The following is an 18,908-nucleotide window of genomic DNA, read 5'->3' on the forward strand; positions in this document are numbered from 1 at the left end:
AAACTCTCCAAAAAAGTTATCTCACTTCTTTAAAGAAGATGATATCTGCTCATGATTTCATGATTCTTTTGAAACTCTTGCGAGTTTCTCTCATTGGCTGTCCTTGTTGTTTAGTTTTCAAAGACCACGGAATTTCATCCTAACATTCTCTCTTAATACTGTCAACAACTATTTTCTTCAAGCAACAGGTTTGAGAGGATTTAAAAGGCGCTGTTCTCGAGCGCTTTGTTATAATACCACTTCTTCCTTAACTATGTCAACACTTTTTNGAGGATTTAAAAGGCGCTGTTCTCGAGCGCTTTGTTATAATACCACTTCTTCCTTAACTATGTCAACACTTTTTATTACTCTTTTTTCTTTTATCCAATCGTAAGACTCCCATTTCTACAAGTCAGATTGGTTCCCATCCCTTGCTTCGGTGGGGGTAAAGTCCATCCTTCAGCGCGATAACATTTGTTATGGGCCAGCACTTTCGTCACCGAAGCCCCGATGTTCAGCTTTTGCCGAACGAGTTCACTTTGTTATTTTGTATAAAGGCGGCTGACGCATGCTTATCATAGCCGATACGTATTTCACATATGATGCTGCTAACTGTATTCCATTGCCTTAGTCAAGGTAGCCGTGGACAATAGTATTTGTTCATCAGTCGGCTCAACGGTTACGATATATTTTTGGATCATCCCAGCAACAAACTTTACTGGCCTTAGACGAAATTTACGAAAACCCCGGTTAAATATCTCGTAACTGATTGCTAATGCTATCATTATTAACGGCAATGCTAAATTTGTAAAGGACAGCAAGAGGACAATTGGAATTGCAAGGACAGCCAAATTGGTTCCGCAATGTTCACTAATTCGACTGGCTCCTCGCACAGATTTTAATGAGAGTTCGCCACCGCTTACATAAATATTATAAGCTTTATGTTCTGCTCCATGGAACTGCCACAACCGTCTCAAGGAAACTACCAAAATAAGAAAAACAAAACAATAAGCAGCAATATTTTTCCATCCCGAATTAAAACCCCAAAAATCAGTTACCGGAAAGAGCCAATCCCATGGTATAACAAGAAATAAAATAACACACAGGAATAGCTTTATATCTAATTTTAGCAAAGAAGAAATACCGCGTACGAAAGAAATTTTGTCCATTAGCATAAAAATTCGAATTCCAGGTAATCGACGTACACGTATGGAAATCATTCCTTTTGACAATCTTCCGCGAACAACATGCGTATTTGTGGCAAAAGTGACTCCATTTATATGTGCCCGACCTCCTATAACCCCCAAAATCTCACCCTCATTTTACAACTCTCAGTGTGCTCAGAGAACTACTAAGATGATTTACATAGAATTAGCCGGAGCTATACTTTTTTAAAACTTCCGTCCATAATGTTGGATCTTCAATGCCTAATCGCCAAATAGCGACACCGTGCAGTTGGCTTTTTTGAGCAAGTCCAAGTTTCGCTGTAAGACTGCGAACATCTTCTAAATAAACTTCATGGCGTACATTACCAATTGTATAAGCAAAATGCGGAACCTGTTGATACTTATCGTACAAAATATTTACGTTTTGATTTTTAGCCAGACTAATGGCCTTATCATATGTTAAATAACTAGGTATAGTTGGTCTGTTAGAAGCCCAATCACTGGCATATACCGGTAATCCCATAATAATTTTTTCATTGGGGATTTTACCGGTTGCAAAGTCAACTACCCTATTAACCCATCCTTGAGAAGCTATCGGGCCTTGCGTTGTTCCTATACCATGTTCTTCATAGGTCATGAGTACAACTTGATCAGCTGCTTGACCAATTGAAGCGTAGTCAAATGCCCCTGACCATAAGTCGTTTGGAATATCTTGATATTTGGCAGGAATTGAGACATTAAGAATTTTATTTTTGGCTTTAAGGGAAGTATGTAACTCATCTAAAAATGCAGAGTAATTTTTCCGATCAGTAGCCAGAATCTTTTCGATATCAATGGCTACTCCGTCCCAATTATCATTAGTCGTGAGAAGGATAAGATTATTTATAAATTTTGAGCGAGTTGCTTTATTCGCCAAAACTTGATGGGCCAATTGGGAATTGAAGCCGTTAGCATCCATATTATGCACTAAAGCAAAGACTTTCGCTCCACCTTTTTGTGCTCTTTCTTTGAGATTTAAATCGACATTGCCCGCAGGTTTAACTAAACCTGATCCAGCAAAAGTATACCAAAAAAAAGCTACTTCATCGAGATGATTAATCTCGTTAACCAACGATTCTTTTGCTCGCTGCGAATCTGTATAAAAGCCTAAAACCACATGGCTGCCCGAATCTGACGTCTCCTGACGTGAAGCTTCAGCCTTCGGAGGTTGGTCCTCTCTAACCTCTGAGGACGGCGATATTTGAGGCACATTCTTAGAGCCTGTGCAACCAATGAGTGTCTGACAGAGAATTAAAATACTTATCATTATTAAAGCCAGGTACCTTTTCATCTGTTTGCTCCTTTGTCATATTTCGATATCTGGCTTTATCTTTCCCTCTCTCATATTTCATATGTAATTATTCGAGAGATTAAGAAAACAGGCTAAATACAATTTCTGGCCAATCGTAAGACTCCCACTTGTAGAAGTGAGAGTAGTTCCCATACCTTGTTTCGGTGGAGGTAGAGTCCATCCTTCAGCGCGATGGCATTTGTTATGGGCTAGGCGCTTTCGGCGAAAGTGTCCACGGCACTTTCGTCAGCGAATCCCCGAGTTCACTGATGTCAAAAAGCTCTCTCATGGAGAAGTTTCATATCTGTCGATAAGAGAAGGGGAATCTATATCATGACGCTGCTTTTGTCCTGATTTTATAGTTCCGGCATAGCAGTATGCACAGTCATAGAGACATGTATCGTAAATTCCTATGTCTTTACTTGGAATACAACCACATTCCGAGCGTTGAGATTTGTCCTTGATATTAGTTATCGCAAGGCCAAATACACGTCGAATATATTGATCATCAACACATTTTCCAGGTAAAATATTGTAGGGTTCCAAGTCAACAGTTTCGGCACAGCTGTATATTTCCATGCCGTTATCCCGGGCGAGCTCTGAGAATGCCTTCATTAATTCACCAATTTTAAAGTAATTTAATTCGTTACTTGGGATGACATTTATATTTTGGCCCTTAAGTTTCTTAAATTTGTATGTCGCCTTCCGATATTCATCAACAAGACTAATTACGACTCTCTTTGTTTTTCCTTTTAATAAGGCAGCGATTTGGGTAAATCGTTTTAAATGATAATTATAATCGGTAATATTGCTGATGAGAACAGGGTCATACCTCCAAATTACTTTTTCAGCCCCGATCATTGAAGCCAACTCTGAAAATGTCTCAATGGAAGTTTTTAATTGAGGAATATTAGGTTCAAGCTGAGGAGGGTATCCGTTAACGGTATATTGAAAATAATACTTAAATCCTCTTGCGTCTAATTCCACTATATGCTTCATTAGGGGACGAGGATTTTTGGTCCAGAATACGATTACATCAACATCTTGAGGCAGCAAAGATACTCTGCTTACTTGGCGGCGATTAAAAGGATTAAACACTGTGCAATATCCTTTTCGAATCCTATTCACAAACCATTGCGTATAAAATGCCGGGATATCTGTCCTTCGGCTAGCACTGATAATAATAGTCATCACTCCTATCCTGAAAAAACTGTAGATGTCAGAGGAAGAGAGCTTCACCCACAAAAGTAAACTTATCGCTTGTTTTTATATCTTCTCTTATGCTTATTATTCTTAAGGTAATAACCAATAATATGGTATTATTGATTGCAAAGATTCTCTATGATTGTGAATTAACGGTTTTCCCTAATCTATCAACAATTCATTCTTTTGATTTTCAAATAATTATTACGGATTGGAACTGGTGATATGAAAACGTATCTTTCCTACACGGTAACCGATGTTCATCAAGGCCTTACAGTTGAAGCTTATTTAAAACAAGTTCTGAACTATTCGGGCAGAACAATTCAGAAATTAACCCGAAAAAAGGGCATTTTATTGAATAAAAAAAACGCCTTTCTACAAAAGAACGTTAACTCAGGAGATGTCTTAAACATTCTCTCCCTCGAAGATACAACCTTCGGAGTAGAACCTGAGCAAGGTCCAATCGAAATATTGTATGAGGACAACTATTTAATTGTCTTGAATAAACCCTCCGGCCTATTGGTTCATCCAACTGGGCAAACTTCTCACGGTACCTTAAGCAACCACCTTGCTTATCATTATCAGCAGCATGGAACAGTTTGCACTATTCGCCCAATACATCGCTTAGATCGAGAAACCTCAGGCTGTGTCCTTTTTGCCAAAGATAGACGTACCCAAGCATACTTAGAGAAGCTTCTAAAAGAAGGAAAAATCAAACGAACTTACCATGCTGTAGTAATCGGAATTATTGATCCTCCAAATGGTACAATCAACCTGCCGATCGGTACTCATCCTGCCAAGCCAAACCGACGGGTTGTAACGGAAGCCGGAGATCCGGCGATTACCCATTATCATGAGATTTGCACCTCTTCAGGAGTCTCTCATTTAGAACTAGCACTCGAAACCGGCAGGACTCATCAAATAAGGGTTCATCTGAGCTATTTAGGTCACCCAATTGTCGGGGACAGAATGTACGGAAAACGTTCAGACCTCATATCCGGACAAGCATTACATGCCGTTTCGTTATCCTTCCCCCATCCCTTTGAACAGCGGGTTATCTCCCTGGAGGCTCCTTACCCCTCAAGTTATTTGCGAGTCCTTAAAGCTTATTCTTTAGGCTCGGAACACAATGATCATTAACCGATTTAGTAGTTAAATCCGCGCAAGAAATCTATTCTCCATTTTATAGATATGCCTGCTGAGTTTTCCGGTAATGTTGTTTATTCGCATTCCATATTTATAATTATTTTGATCTTTTATTATCCATAAAATCATAGCCGAAATTGATTTATATACTTTGTCCTCCAGAGTGATATCAAATTCGAGAAAAGCACCTTCTTTAAATTCTACTTCGGTCGTAATACACAAGCCTTCTCTGGAAATATTCGCAACCTTTATTTCTAAAGCTAATTCATAAACAGTTATTTTTCCTTCAGAGATATATTTTGAGCAATAAATTTCCGTACTGTACGGCAACCTTGAACTATTGCGCAACTCAGGTTTAGCAGACATTATCGGAAAACTCCCCTACACTTTATACCATTAAAAGGCAGACTTCTCTCTAATACACCATTTATTTATTCTTTGAACCTATACTTGACTAACTACCAATATTTGCCGAATGATCTCCGCCTTCCAGATAATCTTCTTCAATTATAATTATACCGAAAACGAGTAAACTGGGATACTCCGTTATTTAAGAGTATTCGTGGAATAGAAATCACTTAGAGCGAGACACCCGCCCAAAATCATATCTAGGCGGGTGTCTCTATATGACAGCAGTTTGTTTAAAGCTTTTCCTGAGGATTATTGGTAGCACTCGTGGGAACTTTCTTCTTATCGTTATCTGAATTGGGACGATTATCATTTAAATTAGCAGCATGAGTTCTCGATTTATCTGTTTTCTTATTTCCCATAAATATATTTCCCCTTTCCGCATCGAAATCCTGCGTGATTTAGGGTTCCCAATTTGAAAAACATGATGCACATCAGAGCAACAATTATTTTAGAACTGTTTATTAGCAGCTACTTTTTGCAAAAGCCTTTGCTCTATGTACCTGAAAACTTGCAGAGTATCCTGAGTAGTCGGAATAAATTCCTTAAGTCTTTCAAAATATTGTTTGCGTCGAGCGGTTTTCAAAGCAATTGGGAATGTTAGATCCAAGAGCCAGGACAATCGAACCAGCTTAATATCTAGGGGGTATTTTACAATCGAATAGGAAATTTGTTCTCCACTTAAAATGCCTTTAATGATATCTAAAGAATATCGTTGATCTTCATGGTCCTTCTCTATGGCTAGATATGGGGTTTTCCCCGGATTCTCGTAAAAATTAATGATCTGATCAAAAATGTCCAATTTGTCAGCATCTCGAATCATTTGGCAGAACTTCAAAGTAGTTCCGCAAATAGTTCCTCGAATTACTCTCTGATTATGGTTGACTATGGATTCATTAATAATTTTTATTTCCGATTCGTTTACTCTGCCAGTTAATATCTGTTCCCGTTCTAAAATAGACACACCCAAAATCGCATGATCTTCACTTAAATGATCCTTAAACGTATGATATCTCGCGTATTGTTCAAAACGACCGACATCATGAAAAAGTCCAATCACTTCAGCTAACTTCATTTGATCGGTATCATGCCGAAGATCTGCCCCTATCATTAACATATTTTCCCTAACTCTTTGGGAATGATCTTTTTTATATTGAAGATTAGCTTGGATTTCTAAGTCCCTTGAAGTATAACGATTTGTAAAGTTCTCAAACCAGGAAGTTAAATACAAGACCTCACTTTGAGTCATCGCAAATACTCCTTTAATACTCTTTTGGATTTTTCTAAAGCCATTAATTCAGTGAACTCGTTCAGCTAAAGCTGAACACCGGAGCTTCGGTGACGAAAGTGTCCTGTGGATACTTTCGTCGAAAGCGCCTAGCCCATAACAAATGCTATCGCGCTGAAGGTTGGACTCTACCCCCACCGAAGCAAGGTATGGGAACCACTCCCACTTGAAGAAGTGGGAGTCTTACGATTGGATAAATTTATATCTTGATATGACTTATTCTTTTCTTATTGGCTCCTGAATCTGCAAATCTTTTTGCAGTCCGACCCATTTAATCGACCACTTTTGCAACTCGTTAAACACAGGGATAAGGTCTTCACCTTTAGAGCTTAAGCTATACTCAATACGAACTGGCATTTCAGGATAAACCTCTCGACAAATGATTCCTTCACTCTCTAATTCCTTTAAACGTTCCGTTAACACTTTTCCGCTGACATTGGGTATTAGTTCAGTCAAATCTTTGAAGCGTTTCGGCCCTGTTTGTAAAACTCGAATAATTAATCCTGTCCACCGTTTTCCGATTAATTCAAAGGCAGATTCAAATTTTGGGCAAAGATGACAATCTTCCATGGTAGGGTACCCTCCGTTTCTGCTTTGATTATAGTTTAGCACATTCACTTACTTGACGGTAGTCATTGACTTATAGTATCATGCTTACATAAGGTAATTAATTGTTCTTTCGTTATAAAATTCCTTACCTTATCGGAACCTTAACAAATTATAATAAGCAGGTGAGGTGCAAATCTGGATTAATCTACCGTTTAAATTAAGAAATGATTCAATTAAAATCCAGGCATATTAAAAAGGGAAATGAAAATTAGATGAGGAGTTGATCGTCTTATGATTACTGGAGATATGTCAATCACTGAAATTGTTGAAAAGTACCCAAAAACTGCAGATATACTTCTAAGCTATGGCATGCATTGTTTTGGGTGCATGGCTGCACGTTTTGAAAATCTAGAGCAAGGTGCCTTGGCACACGGCATTGATGTTCCCCGTTTACTCAAAGACCTTAACGAAGCAGTTAAAAATTAAATACTTTTGCTATTGTTTTTCTTAGGAATTTTAATTATTAGAGCCTTCCGCTGCATAGCTGGAAGGCTCTTTTGCATAACTCTATCTTTGTTTTAAGCTCCAATAAGCATATCCTTTTTTAATATATGTTCGAGCACCCAGTCGAAGACGAAGGTTAGAATTCCTCTAATATGTTTGTCTTGGTCTCTATCGAGACTCTCGAGATCTATTTCTTCAATTTTTTTAATAAAGTCGTCATGCTCAACTTTTTGGCTAAAATATCTTGGATACTTTAGCTCAATCATGTAATCTTCTTCCGCTTGAAAATGATATTTTGTATAATCCTTTAATTCTCGGATAATGGCAACAATTCTATCATACTTGTCAACATATAGATAATTTTCGAGTAAATCATATATTTTATTTCCTATCTCAAATAGATGCCTATGTTGCTCATCAATCTGTTCAACTCCGATAGAATACTCCTCTTTCCATTCCAACATTTGAAATCAAACCTTTCTTAAACTAATTCTTAAATTGAAGGATCTTTTTATACCTAATTATACCATAAAGTGCGATCAGTCATATTGTTATTACAAATTATTTTTAGTTTTAGTAAAAAATACACAAATAAGAAAACTAAGTGAGTGAACTAGTTCAGCTAAAGCTGAACATCGGGCTTCGGTAACGAAAGTGTCCAGTGGACACTTTCGCCGAAAGCGCCTAGCCCATAACAAATACTATCGCGCTGAAGGATGGACTCTCCCCTTACCTGAAGCAAGGTATGGGAACCACTCCCACTTGTACAAGCGGACAAAAAAATACCGGCTGCTGCCGGCTAAACAAATATCGAAATTCTGTCAACGATTTTTCAAGGTAATATAGAGGGGCTCGAAGTGTTCTTTTTCTCCGACCGCTTCTTCATTTTCTCCTTGTTTTTAGGACTTTTATCCCCCATTTTAAAACCTCCCATCCTATATTTACCATAGTATTACTATTACAACCATTTTCCATACATCATGCAGGTTATAGATAAAAAATTATAGGAACAATTATCCATTTGACTTATCCTTCCTACAAGTGTAATCTTACTTTGGACTACATCTGTAGGAAGGAGCCTCATGATGAAACATACTGCATGTAAAATATCTGAAGCAGAATGGCAAGTAATGAAAGTACTCTGGGAAAAATCACCGTTAACCGCGACTCAAATTATCGGCTGCCTGAAACCGGAGACCCAATGGAACCCGAAAACTATTCATACCCTGATTGCTCGATTAGTAAAAAAAGAAGCCCTGGCTGTAAATAAAGATAGGAATTTATTTCAATACTATCCCTTAGTATCGAAGGAAGAATGCATGCGCGAAGAAACGAAGTCCTTTCTTCACAAAGTCTACGACGGTTCAATCCATCTACTGGTTGCAAACTTCGTCAAAAATGAGAGCCTATCTCCTCAAGAAATTGATAGGCTTCGCAAACTGCTTGATGAAAAAATCAATTAAGAGATGGGAGTGAGAACGTGCTTATAGCTGAACTTTTTCGTTTACTTGTCACCTTGTCTCTAAGCGGCAGTATTATGGCTTTAGGTCTGTTGTTAATCAAGTTTTTATTCAGGCAAAAGCTAAATGCTAACGTCCATTATTTACTCTGGTTTGTTTTAGTTCTAAGGCTTATTGTACCTTTCTCACCTCAAAGCTCTCTAAGTATCTTAAATTATATTCCCCACTCCACATCAACATCTGATTTAAGCCAAACATTTAGTCAAACGATTCACACACTCGCTCCGCCGCCGAAAGAGAACAGTTCCCCCCCTAAATCTTCATTAACAACTCCTTTGACAAGTAATAATAACCTCAATTCCACAGTTTCTTCGCCAGGCAAAACTGAAGTTGCCAATTCGCCCCTAGCTTATCTGTGGCTAACCGGTGCTGTCCTCATATTATTCTATATCTTTGTGATAAATCGATGGTTATTAGTCAAAATCAAAAAACTACCTGCCTGCGAGAATCAGGAGATCCTTAACATTCTTAAAGAATGCAATACACGCCTCAATATAACATCGAAAATAACGGTTGTTTGCGATACTGGTTTTAAATCACCGGCACTTTTCGGCTGGAGAAACCCTAAAATTATTATTTCTCAGCACATTATTGACAAATTATCTTCAGAAGAACTAAACTTTGTCTTTTTACATGAACTGAGTCATCTAAAAAGACGTGACCTTTTAGTCAATACCTTTGTTACTCTGCTTCAAGTTGTTTACTGGTTTAACCCTCTGATTTGGTACGCACTGCATCAAATGAAACGGGATTGCGAAATTGCTTGTGATGCCACTGCTCTTGCCGCTATTAAACCAGAGGAACATAAAAAATATGCCCAAACAATTATCGAACTGATACAACTCATGTCTGAGCCCTTCTGGATTCCTGGTACGATTGGATTTGTCAATAAATTCAACACAAGGAGGATTATCATGATTTCGTCATTTAGAAAAAGCAGTCTAAAATGGACCGCTGCCGCTCTGGCCATGACACTTATCGTAGGATGTTCAAGCCTGACCACTCCCTTAAAGCCAGCAGGAAACACTCAGAGTCAAGGCACTACCTCTGCAACGAACAATCAGCAAAATACCAGTACTGAAACTCAAACTTCAACTCCGACTCCGAATACTTCAACACCACCTGCTTCTTCCCAAACCACTCCTTCTCTTAATGCCGATTTGTCAAGTAAGGCCCTATTGCTCAATATGATGCAGCTGGCTCGCCAAGGAAAAATCCTTAATAGTGATTTCCCTGTAAAAACCACGACCATTGAAGATATCGAGAAAGTATTGGGACCCGCTGACTCAACTAATTATGTAGGTGCTGCTAAAGGACGCTACGCTACCTTCTCAAGTCATAAACTTGTTTTTGGCATTAACAAAGGTGAGCAAATTTTTGAGGCAAGATCCTTTGACAATCGATTATCAAGTCTATCTCTCAAAAGTGTCAAAGCAGTTTTAGGAACACCCGCCTATGATACAAACTACAATAGCCAAGAAATTATCGGCTATACAGCTAGTTCTGATTTCAAAATTGAAATGGTATTTCCGCAGCCGACGGCAAGCAACCCTAACCCCATAATGGATCACTATTCTGTTCTTTATCCACGAGGAACTGTAAACTATATGGCCGACGACCCCGGCAGGCAATGGTAATATAATATCGAAAATACTAAGAGGGGGCCAATGCAAAACGAGCTGAATGGTTCGCAAGCATTGGCCTCTTATTTTTATTCAATCTCTTTGCTTTCTTCCACCTGCTCAGATTCACTGGCGTAATTTAATCCCCATTTACAGAGGGTATCAAGAATGGGCAGAAGACTTTTTCCTGCATCCGTAAGGGAATATTCAACTTTTGGAGGTATTTGAGTATAAATAAATCTCTTGACTAATCCACAGTCTTCTAATTCTCTAAGCTGCTGCGTCAGCATCTTGGGTGTAATATTAGGTAATATTTTTCTCATTTCATTATATCTTAAGGTTTTATCGCCTAAATGCCAAAGTATTAATGCTTTCCATTTTCCTCCAATAAGCGCTAGTGTCAATTCCATAGAACATTGATACTCATTATTCTTGAACTTAATCATATTTCAAACTCCCCTTAGAAATTACTTCTGACCTAAGTTTGACTTCATTGAGCCTGTTTTTACATTAACAAAACCTATATACCAATTTAAGTATATAATCAGATACTATAACACATAAAAGTACGTACTTGTTAACCGAGTACATATTGTTTATTATTATACCAGTTTAGATTTTAAAAATATAGAATGGGAGCGTTAGATTATGAAAGTTGTTGCATTTAATGGCAGCCCTCGAGTTAATGGCAATACTGCACAAAGCCTTAAAATGGTCTTGGCTGAATTAGAGAAAGAGGGAATCGAGACTGAAATCGTTCAATTAGGGGGACGTAAGGTCTTTGGTTGTCTGGCCTGTGGCCAATGTGGAAATAATCAAGATAACCGCTGTGCCCGTAAGGACGATGAGATGAATACATTTATCGAAAAAATAGAACAAGCAGATGGGGTAATTATTGGTTCACCCACCTACTTTAGTAATGTGAGTACAGAAGTAAAAGCTCTTATCGACCGCTGCGGATATGTCGCGAAAGCCAATGGAGGGGCATTGTTAAGAGGAAAAGTCGGAACTGCAGTGGTTTCCGTCCGCAGAGCAGGATCGACCTTTACATACTCTGCCATTAACTTCTTTTTCGGTATAGCTGAAATGATTATCTGTTCTTCCAGCTACTGGAATATGACGTTATCTCGTGATCCGGGGGATGTCCAAAAGGACGAGGAAGGGATTCAGACTTTCCAAGTTCTTGGTCAGAATATGGCGAAGCTTTTAAAACAAGTTCGTTAAGAAACCTAGTACTCCCTAAGTGAACTCGTTCGGCTAAAGCGGAACACCGGGACTTCGCTGACGAAAGTGTCCTGTGGACGCTTTCGCCGAAAGCGCCTAGCCCATAACGAGCGCTAATCGCGCTGAAGGATGGAATCTACCCCGAAGCATGATATGGGAATTATTCCCATTTTTAGAAGTGGAAGTCCTACGATTGGATAAGGAGCTGTGTGAAAACTCAAGTCTAAAAATCCGAAGTGAGTAGCAGATAGCTAAAGGCGTTCTCGCTTAACTAGTATGACAGTGGAGCGAGAACGCCTTTATTGATTGATTAGGCAAGCGAAAGTGGGACTCAATGAGGTTGTCTTATATTGCAGATATTTATCGATGATAATTAAAATGTTCTTTAGCCATTACCATAGAAACAATAACTTCATTAACTGGAACAGGTATACCTGACTCTCGAGCGAGTTTTACCACGGCACCACTCAGGTATTCAATTTCTGTCCGGCGGCCACTTTGAATGTCTTGTAGCATTGAGGCATGATGAGCGGATGTCGGTGGTATCAAATTAGCATAGAAGTTTTCTAAGTAGCTTTGGGCATCAGGCCAAAAGGTTTCAATATGTCTAGCAGCCAAGACGTCAAAAATTTCTCGAATAATCTTATTTATAAGATCCCGAGTAAAGGGTTCATCAGCCAATTGACCATAACTCACTTCAAAAATGGCACCAAGAGAGTTAAGGGCTGAGTTATAAATAATTTTCCCCCAAATATATTTCATAATTTCATGAGAGGCCTTAGTGGGGATACCCGCTTTGTTAAAAATTACTGCATACTCTTCTAATAGCTCGTAAGATATAAGATTTTTCGGTGACCCCAAAACTACATCATCAGCTATTACTGTAACCATAGATTCTCCCGCGGCAACCAGCTCTGCCCCAAAAATTACTCGGCCCAAGAGAATTTTATCTTCAGAAATATAATTTGCTGCGGATTCAAAATTTCCATAACCGTTTTGGAGGAGAAACACATGAGTCTTTTCACCTACAAAACGAGAAATATCTTGAGCAATTTCTTCTGTAGAAAAAGATTTTACAGTAACAATAATCATGTCAAATTGATCACTAACGAGTTCTGAGATCTCGGAGACAACACAATTAAGTTCTGCCCTATGTTCTCCCCAAATGCCTGTAACCATAACACCGTCACGTCTAATCCTATTTATAGCTGCAGGTCTTCCTACTCCTGTCACTTCGTGTCCTGCCAGACTTAAAAAACAAGAATAAACAGTTCCTAACGCACCCAAACCAATCACTAATACCTTCACACTTGTTCCCCCCTGAAAAACAATTGTCCATATCGTTTCTCCTATAACGTATCATACTCTGTCTTATATGGAAAGCAATCGAGCAAAAAGCATGTAGAGGGGCGTAGTATGAGGGGGAGTGGAATAATTAAAAGGCTTGACCATATTGAAGGTCAAGCCTTTATTATCAGGGAAGGATTTTTACTTCGCCAGATCAGGTAATGCTTTCTTAATCATGTTAAGCACGGTAGGATCTGTGATTTCTACGTTCTTAGTCGTTGGATTGACTTTTGTAGCAGACTCGGGAACAGCAGTAAAGCTGTGGTCAGCAGTTATATGGCCGTGAGGGTCAGATTTGTTTTGCCACATAATCGTGTTAACGTCATAATTTTTACCCGCATGGCAAGTGGCGCAAATTTCATTTGGATTTGGATTCTTTAATAATCCGCCCTTGGCGTCTGGAGCGTGTGGTATGTGACAAGTCAGACATCCGTTAATCATGCCGGTCGTGTTATGCTTACTGAAAGTATAGTCACGTGTACCATAGTGGTTTGTTGTAATGATAGCCCCTGGGGTAGCTCCGGCTGTGGTATCCTTAGTCGGATCGCTCTGATGACACTTCAGGCAAGTTTGAGATGTTGGCAGCGGCATCGTTGCTTTCCTCTGATCATCTGATGTAGCAGCAATATGCGCACTACCGGGACCATGACATGATTCGCAGGTAATTGTTAAATCTGGTGAACCGGCTTTCCCCATGCCGGGACTATGGCATTCGAGGCAACTGTAATCTTCAGCAGACCAGTTCTGAGTTCCTTTTACTAAACCTGCACTTTGGATCTTATACGTTCCGTCCGGGTTTTTCGAAACACGTCCAACTCGATAGAACTGTTTAGCAAAACCAGCTGTTTTAGGAATTTCAGCAATTACGTAAGTATCCATTTGTACTCCGATGGCTTTGCTTAAATCAATTGAGGTAGATTTTGCATCATTGGCTGCACCATCATAAACAGTAACTGTCCCATACGTTTTGTCGAATTTGTAGGCCGACAGTGGTTTAAAGGATTGATGATGGGGCGTCTTATCATAATTTGCCTTCTTATGACATGATTGACAAGTTTGTTCGCCCACATAGGTTAGATTGGTACTCGCCGTTTGTGTTACATTGGGTGTCGAAGTTTGTGGTGTTGGCGCGGGTGCAGGTGTCTGGGTATTGCAGGCTGCTACGAGAGTGATAATGACTAATGTCAAAATTGATAAAACAAAAATTCTAAGCCGACGCACTAAAAATTACCTCCTTCACTGGTTCCTTAAACATCCATAGTTTACCGAAAAAAGATTCTTTTATACTCCACCGAAACGAATGTTTCCTTCAATTGCATTACATATTTTTCGAGAGTTTCTGCAACAATAAGACCGAATAATGAAGTAACAAAGGCAAACAAAAAGGTTTTCAAAAAGGGGATGATGACGATGGCACCGAACGAAGGGCAACCAGCCAAAGCCAGCAAGGCCCAAAGAACTGTGCTTATTGGATTACTTGTACTTGTAGTATTACTCGTTGGAGCATATGCAGGGATGCATTATACATCCCGTCCACAATTTTGTACTTCTTGCCATGAAATCGCCCCTCAAGTTGCTTCTTGGGAAAAGGGGCCTCACAAAACTGTAGAGTGCCTGAATTGTCATGCTGCACCAGGAAATATAGGCTACATAGTTCGTAAGGTGAGTAGTTACAAAGAACTGTATCTCCATTTTACTCATCAGGTTCCGTCTCAAATTCAATGGACCCCCCATATCGACGCTTGCTTATATTGTCATAGCGGAAAAGATAGCGCCTACCCAAATGCAAAAAACATAACTCTAGCCCCTGGTTCTGCACCGAATGCCCCGCCAATCAGCCACCAGCCCATGATTTCGGGTAATGTTAACTGTATATCGTGTCACGGAAATGTTGGTCATGGACCATCATCAGCCTCAACATCTTCTACTCCATCTCAGTAACTGAAACTATTGAATCCCTCTGGTTCACTTTACCCAGGCCAGAGGGATTCTTATTTAGAGAAACCATACTTAAATACCTAAAAAATTTCAAATATAAAAGCCTTCTTGTTTATTTAAGAAGGCTTTGTCCGTATCTCGTTATTCTTTTATAAAAGAATCATTAGTGAAAGAGATCATTAGTGCTATGCAACTTATCTTTCTATTATTCAATCACTTTTACTTGGCATTAAGTCCTAATTTATTATTGTCCTCTAACTCATTATAATCTTTACTTAATATTTCTGATAGTAATTCGCGATCATGAAGCAAATCAGTTAAGCGGCGTTCATCTTTTGTTTGGGTTGAATGAGCATTGGTCAAAATGCTTAGAGGACGATAAACTGGGGCATCCTGGATTTTCAAGGTCTTAAAAATTCTTTGATCATAATCTTTTCGAACGGTCAAGGACGAAATGATTGTAATACCTAATCCTGCGGCAACGACTTGTTTGATAGCCATAGTACTTCCTAACTCCATGGTGATATTTAACTGAGCAGGATCAAGCCCTCTCTCTTTAATTGCATTTTCCATGACTTTCCGTGTCCCAGAACCAACCTCTCTGGCAACCAACCGCTCATAGGGCAGTTCTGAGAGAGCAATACTTTTTCTTGTTGCCCAGGGGTGAAAATATGGTAAAACGACAACCAGTTCATCTTCCCAAAAGCTCTCCACGTTAAGATCCTTATGATGCGGAGCAGGCCCTTCAATTAAGCCAATATGAATTTTCTTTTCCAAAACATCTTGAGTTATAGAGCCGGTATTTGCAATTTTTACTTTAAAATCAACTCCAGGGTGAGTTCTAAACAAAAAGGCTAAGATATTGGGAAGAATATATTCCCCAATAGTTAAAGTTGCACCGAGAGTAATGAGTCTTCTTTGGTCTTTAGCCAAAGCACAAATCTGTTCCCTGGCATTTGCTAAAATCCCTAAGACACTCCGTACATGTTTATAAAATATTTCACCTTCTTTGGTTAAGGTAACGCCTTTATTAGTTCGATCAAAAAAACGAGCCCCATAATGGTTTTCTAGATTTTGAATCTGCAAACTAATACTAGGCTGACTCATATGAAGGTTTTTAGAGGACAAAGTTATATTTTTTGTTTCGGCCACTTCTTTAAATACAAGAAAGTGTTGTTCCATGGTGCAGTATCTCCCTTCATGATCCCTGAGTTCATTATATCAATTCATTTCGCTGAACTTCTTATTTTTCCTTCCCTCAATCCCGAAATATTAGGAGGAATTATCTTTAAACGTAAAAAGAGACAATCAAAACCTTGGTTTAGACTGTCTCTTTTGAGATTCTTCAGCAAATAAATGGCGAAGACTTTCATTTTATTTGTAAAACTTGACGTTATGAATTATATCTGATCTTTCTAAAGTACCTTAGCTCCTATAGTGAACTCGTTCAGATAAAGCTGAATATCGGGGCTTCAGATACAATAATGTCCAGTGGACATTATTGCCGAGCCGCCTTTCCCAATAGGAATACTTAGCGGCGAAGGAGGACTCTACCCCACCTGAAGTTAACGAAGGACTCACCCCCACTTATAGAAGTGGGGGTCTTAAAAACTGGATAAAGCTTCAATCACAAATAATTTTCAAATTATACTATATAGCAATAGAAGACGCTGCTGCAGGAGTTCTTTTAACTAAAGCATTAATATAGGCTTTGGCACTAGCTTCTATTACGTCTGTGGAAAATCCTTTGCCGACGACTGAATGCCCATCCTCGTAACGCAATTTGATAGTAGCCTCACCAAGCGCTTCGCTGCTTCGCGTAACTGATTTAACGTCATAGTATTCGAGTGTTGCTTTATTGCCTGTTATCCTGTCTATGGTATTAAAAAGAGCGTTAACAGGGCCATTGCCGCAGGCAGCATCAGTGGTTACTTTTCCTGCAAACTCCAAAGTTACTGTAGCCGTTGCCATTCCGACACCTGAGGTCGCAATAGACATACTATGAAAAACAATGCTGTTCTCCTTGTCATCTGAATCACCCATTAAAACATAGAGATCTTGATCAAAAATTTCTTTTTTCTGATCCGCTAAAAGTAAGAACCTCTGATAAACATCATCTAATTGTGCCCCTTCCACTTTATAGCCTAGTTCCTCAAGCCGAAATTGCAAAGCATGTCTTCCAGACCGGGCTGTCAGATTAATATTATTCTTAGGAACCCCAATAGTTTCAGGTTGGATAATTTCATAGGTTTCCCTGTCTTTCAAGACTCCATCTTGGTGAATACCTGAAGCATGATTAAAAGCATTTGCCCCAACTATTGCTTTATGGTCTGGAATCGTCACTCCGGTTATCCGAGAAACCAATCTGCTCGTCGCGGAAATTTCGCGGTGATTAATGCTGCTTTCTACACCGTATCCATCGCGCTGAGTAAAAATAGCCATTATAACTTCTTCTAATGAGGTATTCCCGGCTCGTTCTCCAATTCCATTTATGGTTCCTTCAACTTGACGTGCACCTGCTTTGATTCCTGCCAGAGAATTAGCTGTAGCCATTCCTAAATCATTATGACAATGGACACTAACGATTGCTTGATCAATATTTTTAACATTTTGGATGACAAAACTTATGAGGTCGCCATATTCCCAAGGACTTGCATACCCCACAGTATCTGGCAGGTTGACCACAGTTGCTCCTGCAGAAATTACAGCTTCAATAACTTTGGCCAAAAATGCCGGTTCACCGCGAAAAGCATCTTCAGCATAAAATTCGACATCACTGACATATTTTTTGGCGTATTTAACCGCGGAAACCGCCTGCTCAATGACTCGATCAGGGGTTAGGTTTAACTTTTTGGCCATATGAACAGGAGAAACTCCGATTCCGGTATGAATTCTCGGATATTCCGCTTTGCGCAAGGCATCGGCGCAGATGTCAATATCCTGGGCTACCGCTCGAGTTAAACCACAGATTGTAACTCCTTTTATCTCTTGAGCCATTGTTTGAACAGATTCAAAGTCTCCCGGAGAAGAGGCCGGAAAACCGGCTTCAATAATATCAACACCAAGTTTTACTAACTGGTGCCCAATTTCAAGTTTTTCCTTTACATTAAGGGTTATTCCTAGAGATTGCTCTCCATCACGAAGCGTCGTATCAAAAACATATAATTTTTTCATTAACAAAGACCTCCTTAAAATAATCAAACCCTTCGTCTCTAATTGAGACGAAGGGTTAATTCGCGGTACCACTCAAGTTGACAACATAAGTTGCCTTCTCTGCCAGATACGGGACCTTTTCGAGGTTTTTAACATGACTTCGATGATCCGATATCCTCTTCCTTGTAACGGTGGAAGATCCGTCCGAGCCTACTTTAACAATCAATTTCGGTCGGCTACTCGAGGAAGAGTTCTAATTCTATCCCAAAACTGCCTTGCACCATCCGGCAGCTCGCTGACATGGAAATCTGAATTGTAATAGTTCCTCTCATCGTCGTTTTAGCATTTTTTATTATATTGACACTACTTCATATAAATGTCAAGACTTTTTTAGAATTCTACTCAAAAAAATCGTCTGATCTATAACAATTCTCTTTGCTTTAAGGCCAAGATTCCTTAATTTAAGCTTTTAAAATGTTTCCAATTCAAAGAGAAGTGAACTCATTCAGCAAGGTATGGGAACCACTAACC

The 18,908-nt window shown here is 39.2% G+C and carries 19 protein-coding genes and 1 other annotated feature; of the genes, 6 read left to right on the forward strand and 13 right to left on the reverse strand.

All coding sequences use genetic code 11. The features are described 5' to 3' along the window. Nucleotides 1-587: 587 nt before the first annotated feature. The 3 genes from B5Y67_RS13210 to B5Y67_RS13220 all read right to left on the reverse strand — a co-directional run bounded on the left by B5Y67_RS13210 (nt 588) and on the right by B5Y67_RS13220 (nt 3,666). A complete protein-coding gene (locus B5Y67_RS13210) occupies nt 588-1,286 on the reverse strand; it encodes a DUF1385 domain-containing protein (protein ID WP_088226906.1) in 699 nt (232 codons plus the stop codon). 64 nt (nt 1,287-1,350) lie between these two features. Continuing rightward, entirely contained in the window at nt 1,351-2,475 is a 1,125-nt protein-coding gene (locus B5Y67_RS13215; RefSeq protein ID WP_088226907.1) for a glycosyl hydrolase family 18 protein, read from the reverse strand. Between the two features lie 285 nt (nt 2,476-2,760). Next, a complete protein-coding gene (locus B5Y67_RS13220; RefSeq protein ID WP_242975968.1) occupies nt 2,761-3,666 on the reverse strand; it encodes a DUF1848 domain-containing protein in 906 nt (301 codons plus the stop codon). Between the two features lie 237 nt (nt 3,667-3,903). Between B5Y67_RS13220 and B5Y67_RS13225 the strand changes: the two genes are divergently transcribed. Then, nucleotides 3,904-4,818, forward strand: a complete 915-nt coding sequence (locus tag B5Y67_RS13225; protein WP_088226908.1) for an RluA family pseudouridine synthase — start codon at nt 3,904-3,906, stop codon at nt 4,816-4,818. A gap of 12 nt (nt 4,819-4,830) precedes the next feature. Here the strand turns inward: B5Y67_RS13225 and B5Y67_RS13230 are convergent, their stop codons facing one another. From B5Y67_RS13230 to B5Y67_RS13240, 4 genes are all read right to left on the reverse strand, one after another. After that, complete coding sequence (locus B5Y67_RS13230) at nt 4,831-5,190, reverse strand: PilZ domain-containing protein (protein ID WP_088226909.1); 360 nt, start codon at nt 5,188-5,190, stop codon at nt 4,831-4,833. A gap of 275 nt (nt 5,191-5,465) precedes the next feature. Then, nucleotides 5,466-5,594 (reverse strand): hypothetical protein, encoded by a 129-nt coding sequence (locus B5Y67_RS26220; protein ID WP_282432779.1) that lies wholly within the window; start codon nt 5,592-5,594, stop codon nt 5,466-5,468. 89 nt (nt 5,595-5,683) lie between these two features. Next, nucleotides 5,684-6,481 carry an HD domain-containing protein gene (locus B5Y67_RS13235; RefSeq protein ID WP_088226910.1) on the reverse strand — a complete coding sequence of 266 codons (798 nt, stop codon included), beginning with the start codon at nt 6,479-6,481 and terminating at the stop codon, nt 5,684-5,686. Between the two features lie 255 nt (nt 6,482-6,736). Beyond that, nucleotides 6,737-7,090: a helix-turn-helix domain-containing protein gene (locus B5Y67_RS13240; RefSeq protein WP_088226911.1), complete on the reverse strand. Its 354-nt coding sequence runs from the start codon at nt 7,088-7,090 to the stop codon at nt 6,737-6,739. 270 nt (nt 7,091-7,360) lie between these two features. Between B5Y67_RS13240 and B5Y67_RS13245 the strand changes: the two genes are divergently transcribed. Continuing rightward, complete coding sequence (locus B5Y67_RS13245) at nt 7,361-7,555, forward strand: DUF1858 domain-containing protein (protein ID WP_088226912.1); 195 nt, start codon at nt 7,361-7,363, stop codon at nt 7,553-7,555. Between the two features lie 92 nt (nt 7,556-7,647). Here B5Y67_RS13245 and B5Y67_RS13250 read toward each other — a convergent pair whose 3' ends face one another. Then, complete coding sequence (locus B5Y67_RS13250; protein WP_088226913.1) at nt 7,648-8,037, reverse strand: hemerythrin family protein; 390 nt, start codon at nt 8,035-8,037, stop codon at nt 7,648-7,650. A 621-nt stretch (nt 8,038-8,658) separates the two neighbouring features. On the opposite strand from B5Y67_RS13250, the gene B5Y67_RS13255 reads away from it, so the two are divergent. Further along, complete coding sequence (locus B5Y67_RS13255; RefSeq protein ID WP_088227044.1) at nt 8,659-9,036, forward strand: BlaI/MecI/CopY family transcriptional regulator; 378 nt, start codon at nt 8,659-8,661, stop codon at nt 9,034-9,036. 17 nt (nt 9,037-9,053) lie between these two features. Beyond that, nucleotides 9,054-10,730: a M56 family metallopeptidase gene (locus B5Y67_RS13260; protein ID WP_088226914.1), complete on the forward strand. Its 1,677-nt coding sequence runs from the start codon at nt 9,054-9,056 to the stop codon at nt 10,728-10,730. A 74-nt stretch (nt 10,731-10,804) separates the two neighbouring features. Here the strand turns inward: B5Y67_RS13260 and B5Y67_RS13265 are convergent, their stop codons facing one another. Continuing rightward, the gene (locus tag B5Y67_RS13265) at nt 10,805-11,161 is read right to left on the reverse strand and encodes a helix-turn-helix domain-containing protein (protein WP_088226915.1); all 357 of its coding nucleotides are present in this window, start codon (nt 11,159-11,161) and stop codon (nt 10,805-10,807) included. Nucleotides 11,162-11,363: 202 nt separating this feature from the next. Here B5Y67_RS13265 and B5Y67_RS13270 point away from each other — a divergent pair, with 202 nt between their 5' ends. Then, nucleotides 11,364-11,939, forward strand: coding sequence for a flavodoxin family protein (locus tag B5Y67_RS13270; protein WP_088226916.1), 576 nt, complete (start codon nt 11,364-11,366; stop codon nt 11,937-11,939). A gap of 360 nt (nt 11,940-12,299) precedes the next feature. Here B5Y67_RS13270 and B5Y67_RS13275 read toward each other — a convergent pair whose 3' ends face one another. Together B5Y67_RS13275 and B5Y67_RS13280 are read right to left on the reverse strand one after the other, a co-directional pair. Next, the gene (locus B5Y67_RS13275; RefSeq protein ID WP_088226917.1) at nt 12,300-13,247 is read right to left on the reverse strand and encodes a 2-dehydropantoate 2-reductase; all 948 of its coding nucleotides are present in this window, start codon (nt 13,245-13,247) and stop codon (nt 12,300-12,302) included. A gap of 180 nt (nt 13,248-13,427) precedes the next feature. Beyond that, the gene (locus B5Y67_RS13280) at nt 13,428-14,507 is read right to left on the reverse strand and encodes a cytochrome c3 family protein (protein WP_088226918.1); all 1,080 of its coding nucleotides are present in this window, start codon (nt 14,505-14,507) and stop codon (nt 13,428-13,430) included. A gap of 189 nt (nt 14,508-14,696) precedes the next feature. Here B5Y67_RS13280 and B5Y67_RS13285 point away from each other — a divergent pair, with 189 nt between their 5' ends. Then, complete coding sequence (locus B5Y67_RS13285; protein ID WP_088226919.1) at nt 14,697-15,227, forward strand: NapC/NirT family cytochrome c; 531 nt, start codon at nt 14,697-14,699, stop codon at nt 15,225-15,227. Between the two features lie 216 nt (nt 15,228-15,443). Here B5Y67_RS13285 and B5Y67_RS13290 read toward each other — a convergent pair whose 3' ends face one another. Continuing rightward, nucleotides 15,444-16,406 carry a LysR family transcriptional regulator gene (locus B5Y67_RS13290; protein ID WP_088226920.1) on the reverse strand — a complete coding sequence of 321 codons (963 nt, stop codon included), beginning with the start codon at nt 16,404-16,406 and terminating at the stop codon, nt 15,444-15,446. 468 nt (nt 16,407-16,874) lie between these two features. Next, nucleotides 16,875-18,398, reverse strand: a complete 1,524-nt coding sequence (locus B5Y67_RS13295) for a 2-isopropylmalate synthase (RefSeq protein WP_088226921.1) — start codon at nt 18,396-18,398, stop codon at nt 16,875-16,877. A gap of 40 nt (nt 18,399-18,438) precedes the next feature. Continuing rightward, nucleotides 18,439-18,718: a binding site (T-box leader), on the reverse strand. Nucleotides 18,719-18,908 lie beyond the last annotated feature (190 nt).

The organism is Desulfosporosinus sp. FKB (genome assembly GCF_002196705.1).
Lineage (GTDB): Bacteria > Bacillota > Desulfitobacteriia > Desulfitobacteriales > Desulfitobacteriaceae > Desulfosporosinus.

Coding starts and splice junctions, on each gene's coding strand:
- B5Y67_RS13215 (WP_088226907.1), bottom strand. CDS start 2,475: ATGAAAAGGTACCTGGCTTTAATAATGATAAGTATTTTAATTCTCTGT.
- B5Y67_RS13220 (WP_242975968.1), bottom strand. CDS start 3,666: ATGACTATTATTATCAGTGCTAGCCGAAGGACAGATATCCCGGCATTT.
- B5Y67_RS13225 (WP_088226908.1), top strand. CDS start 3,904: ATGAAAACGTATCTTTCCTACACGGTAACCGATGTTCATCAAGGCCTT.
- B5Y67_RS13230 (WP_088226909.1), bottom strand. CDS start 5,190: ATGTCTGCTAAACCTGAGTTGCGCAATAGTTCAAGGTTGCCGTACAGT.
- B5Y67_RS26220 (WP_282432779.1), bottom strand. CDS start 5,594: ATGGGAAATAAGAAAACAGATAAATCGAGAACTCATGCTGCTAATTTA.
- B5Y67_RS13235 (WP_088226910.1), bottom strand. CDS start 6,481: ATGACTCAAAGTGAGGTCTTGTATTTAACTTCCTGGTTTGAGAACTTT.
- B5Y67_RS13240 (WP_088226911.1), bottom strand. CDS start 7,090: ATGGAAGATTGTCATCTTTGCCCAAAATTTGAATCTGCCTTTGAATTA.
- B5Y67_RS13245 (WP_088226912.1), top strand. CDS start 7,361: ATGATTACTGGAGATATGTCAATCACTGAAATTGTTGAAAAGTACCCA.
- B5Y67_RS13250 (WP_088226913.1), bottom strand. CDS start 8,037: ATGTTGGAATGGAAAGAGGAGTATTCTATCGGAGTTGAACAGATTGAT.
- B5Y67_RS13255 (WP_088227044.1), top strand. CDS start 8,659: ATGAAACATACTGCATGTAAAATATCTGAAGCAGAATGGCAAGTAATG.
- B5Y67_RS13265 (WP_088226915.1), bottom strand. CDS start 11,161: ATGATTAAGTTCAAGAATAATGAGTATCAATGTTCTATGGAATTGACA.
- B5Y67_RS13270 (WP_088226916.1), top strand. CDS start 11,364: ATGAAAGTTGTTGCATTTAATGGCAGCCCTCGAGTTAATGGCAATACT.
- B5Y67_RS13285 (WP_088226919.1), top strand. CDS start 14,697: ATGGCACCGAACGAAGGGCAACCAGCCAAAGCCAGCAAGGCCCAAAGA.
- B5Y67_RS13290 (WP_088226920.1), bottom strand. CDS start 16,406: ATGGAACAACACTTTCTTGTATTTAAAGAAGTGGCCGAAACAAAAAAT.
- B5Y67_RS13295 (WP_088226921.1), bottom strand. CDS start 18,398: ATGAAAAAATTATATGTTTTTGATACGACGCTTCGTGATGGAGAGCAA.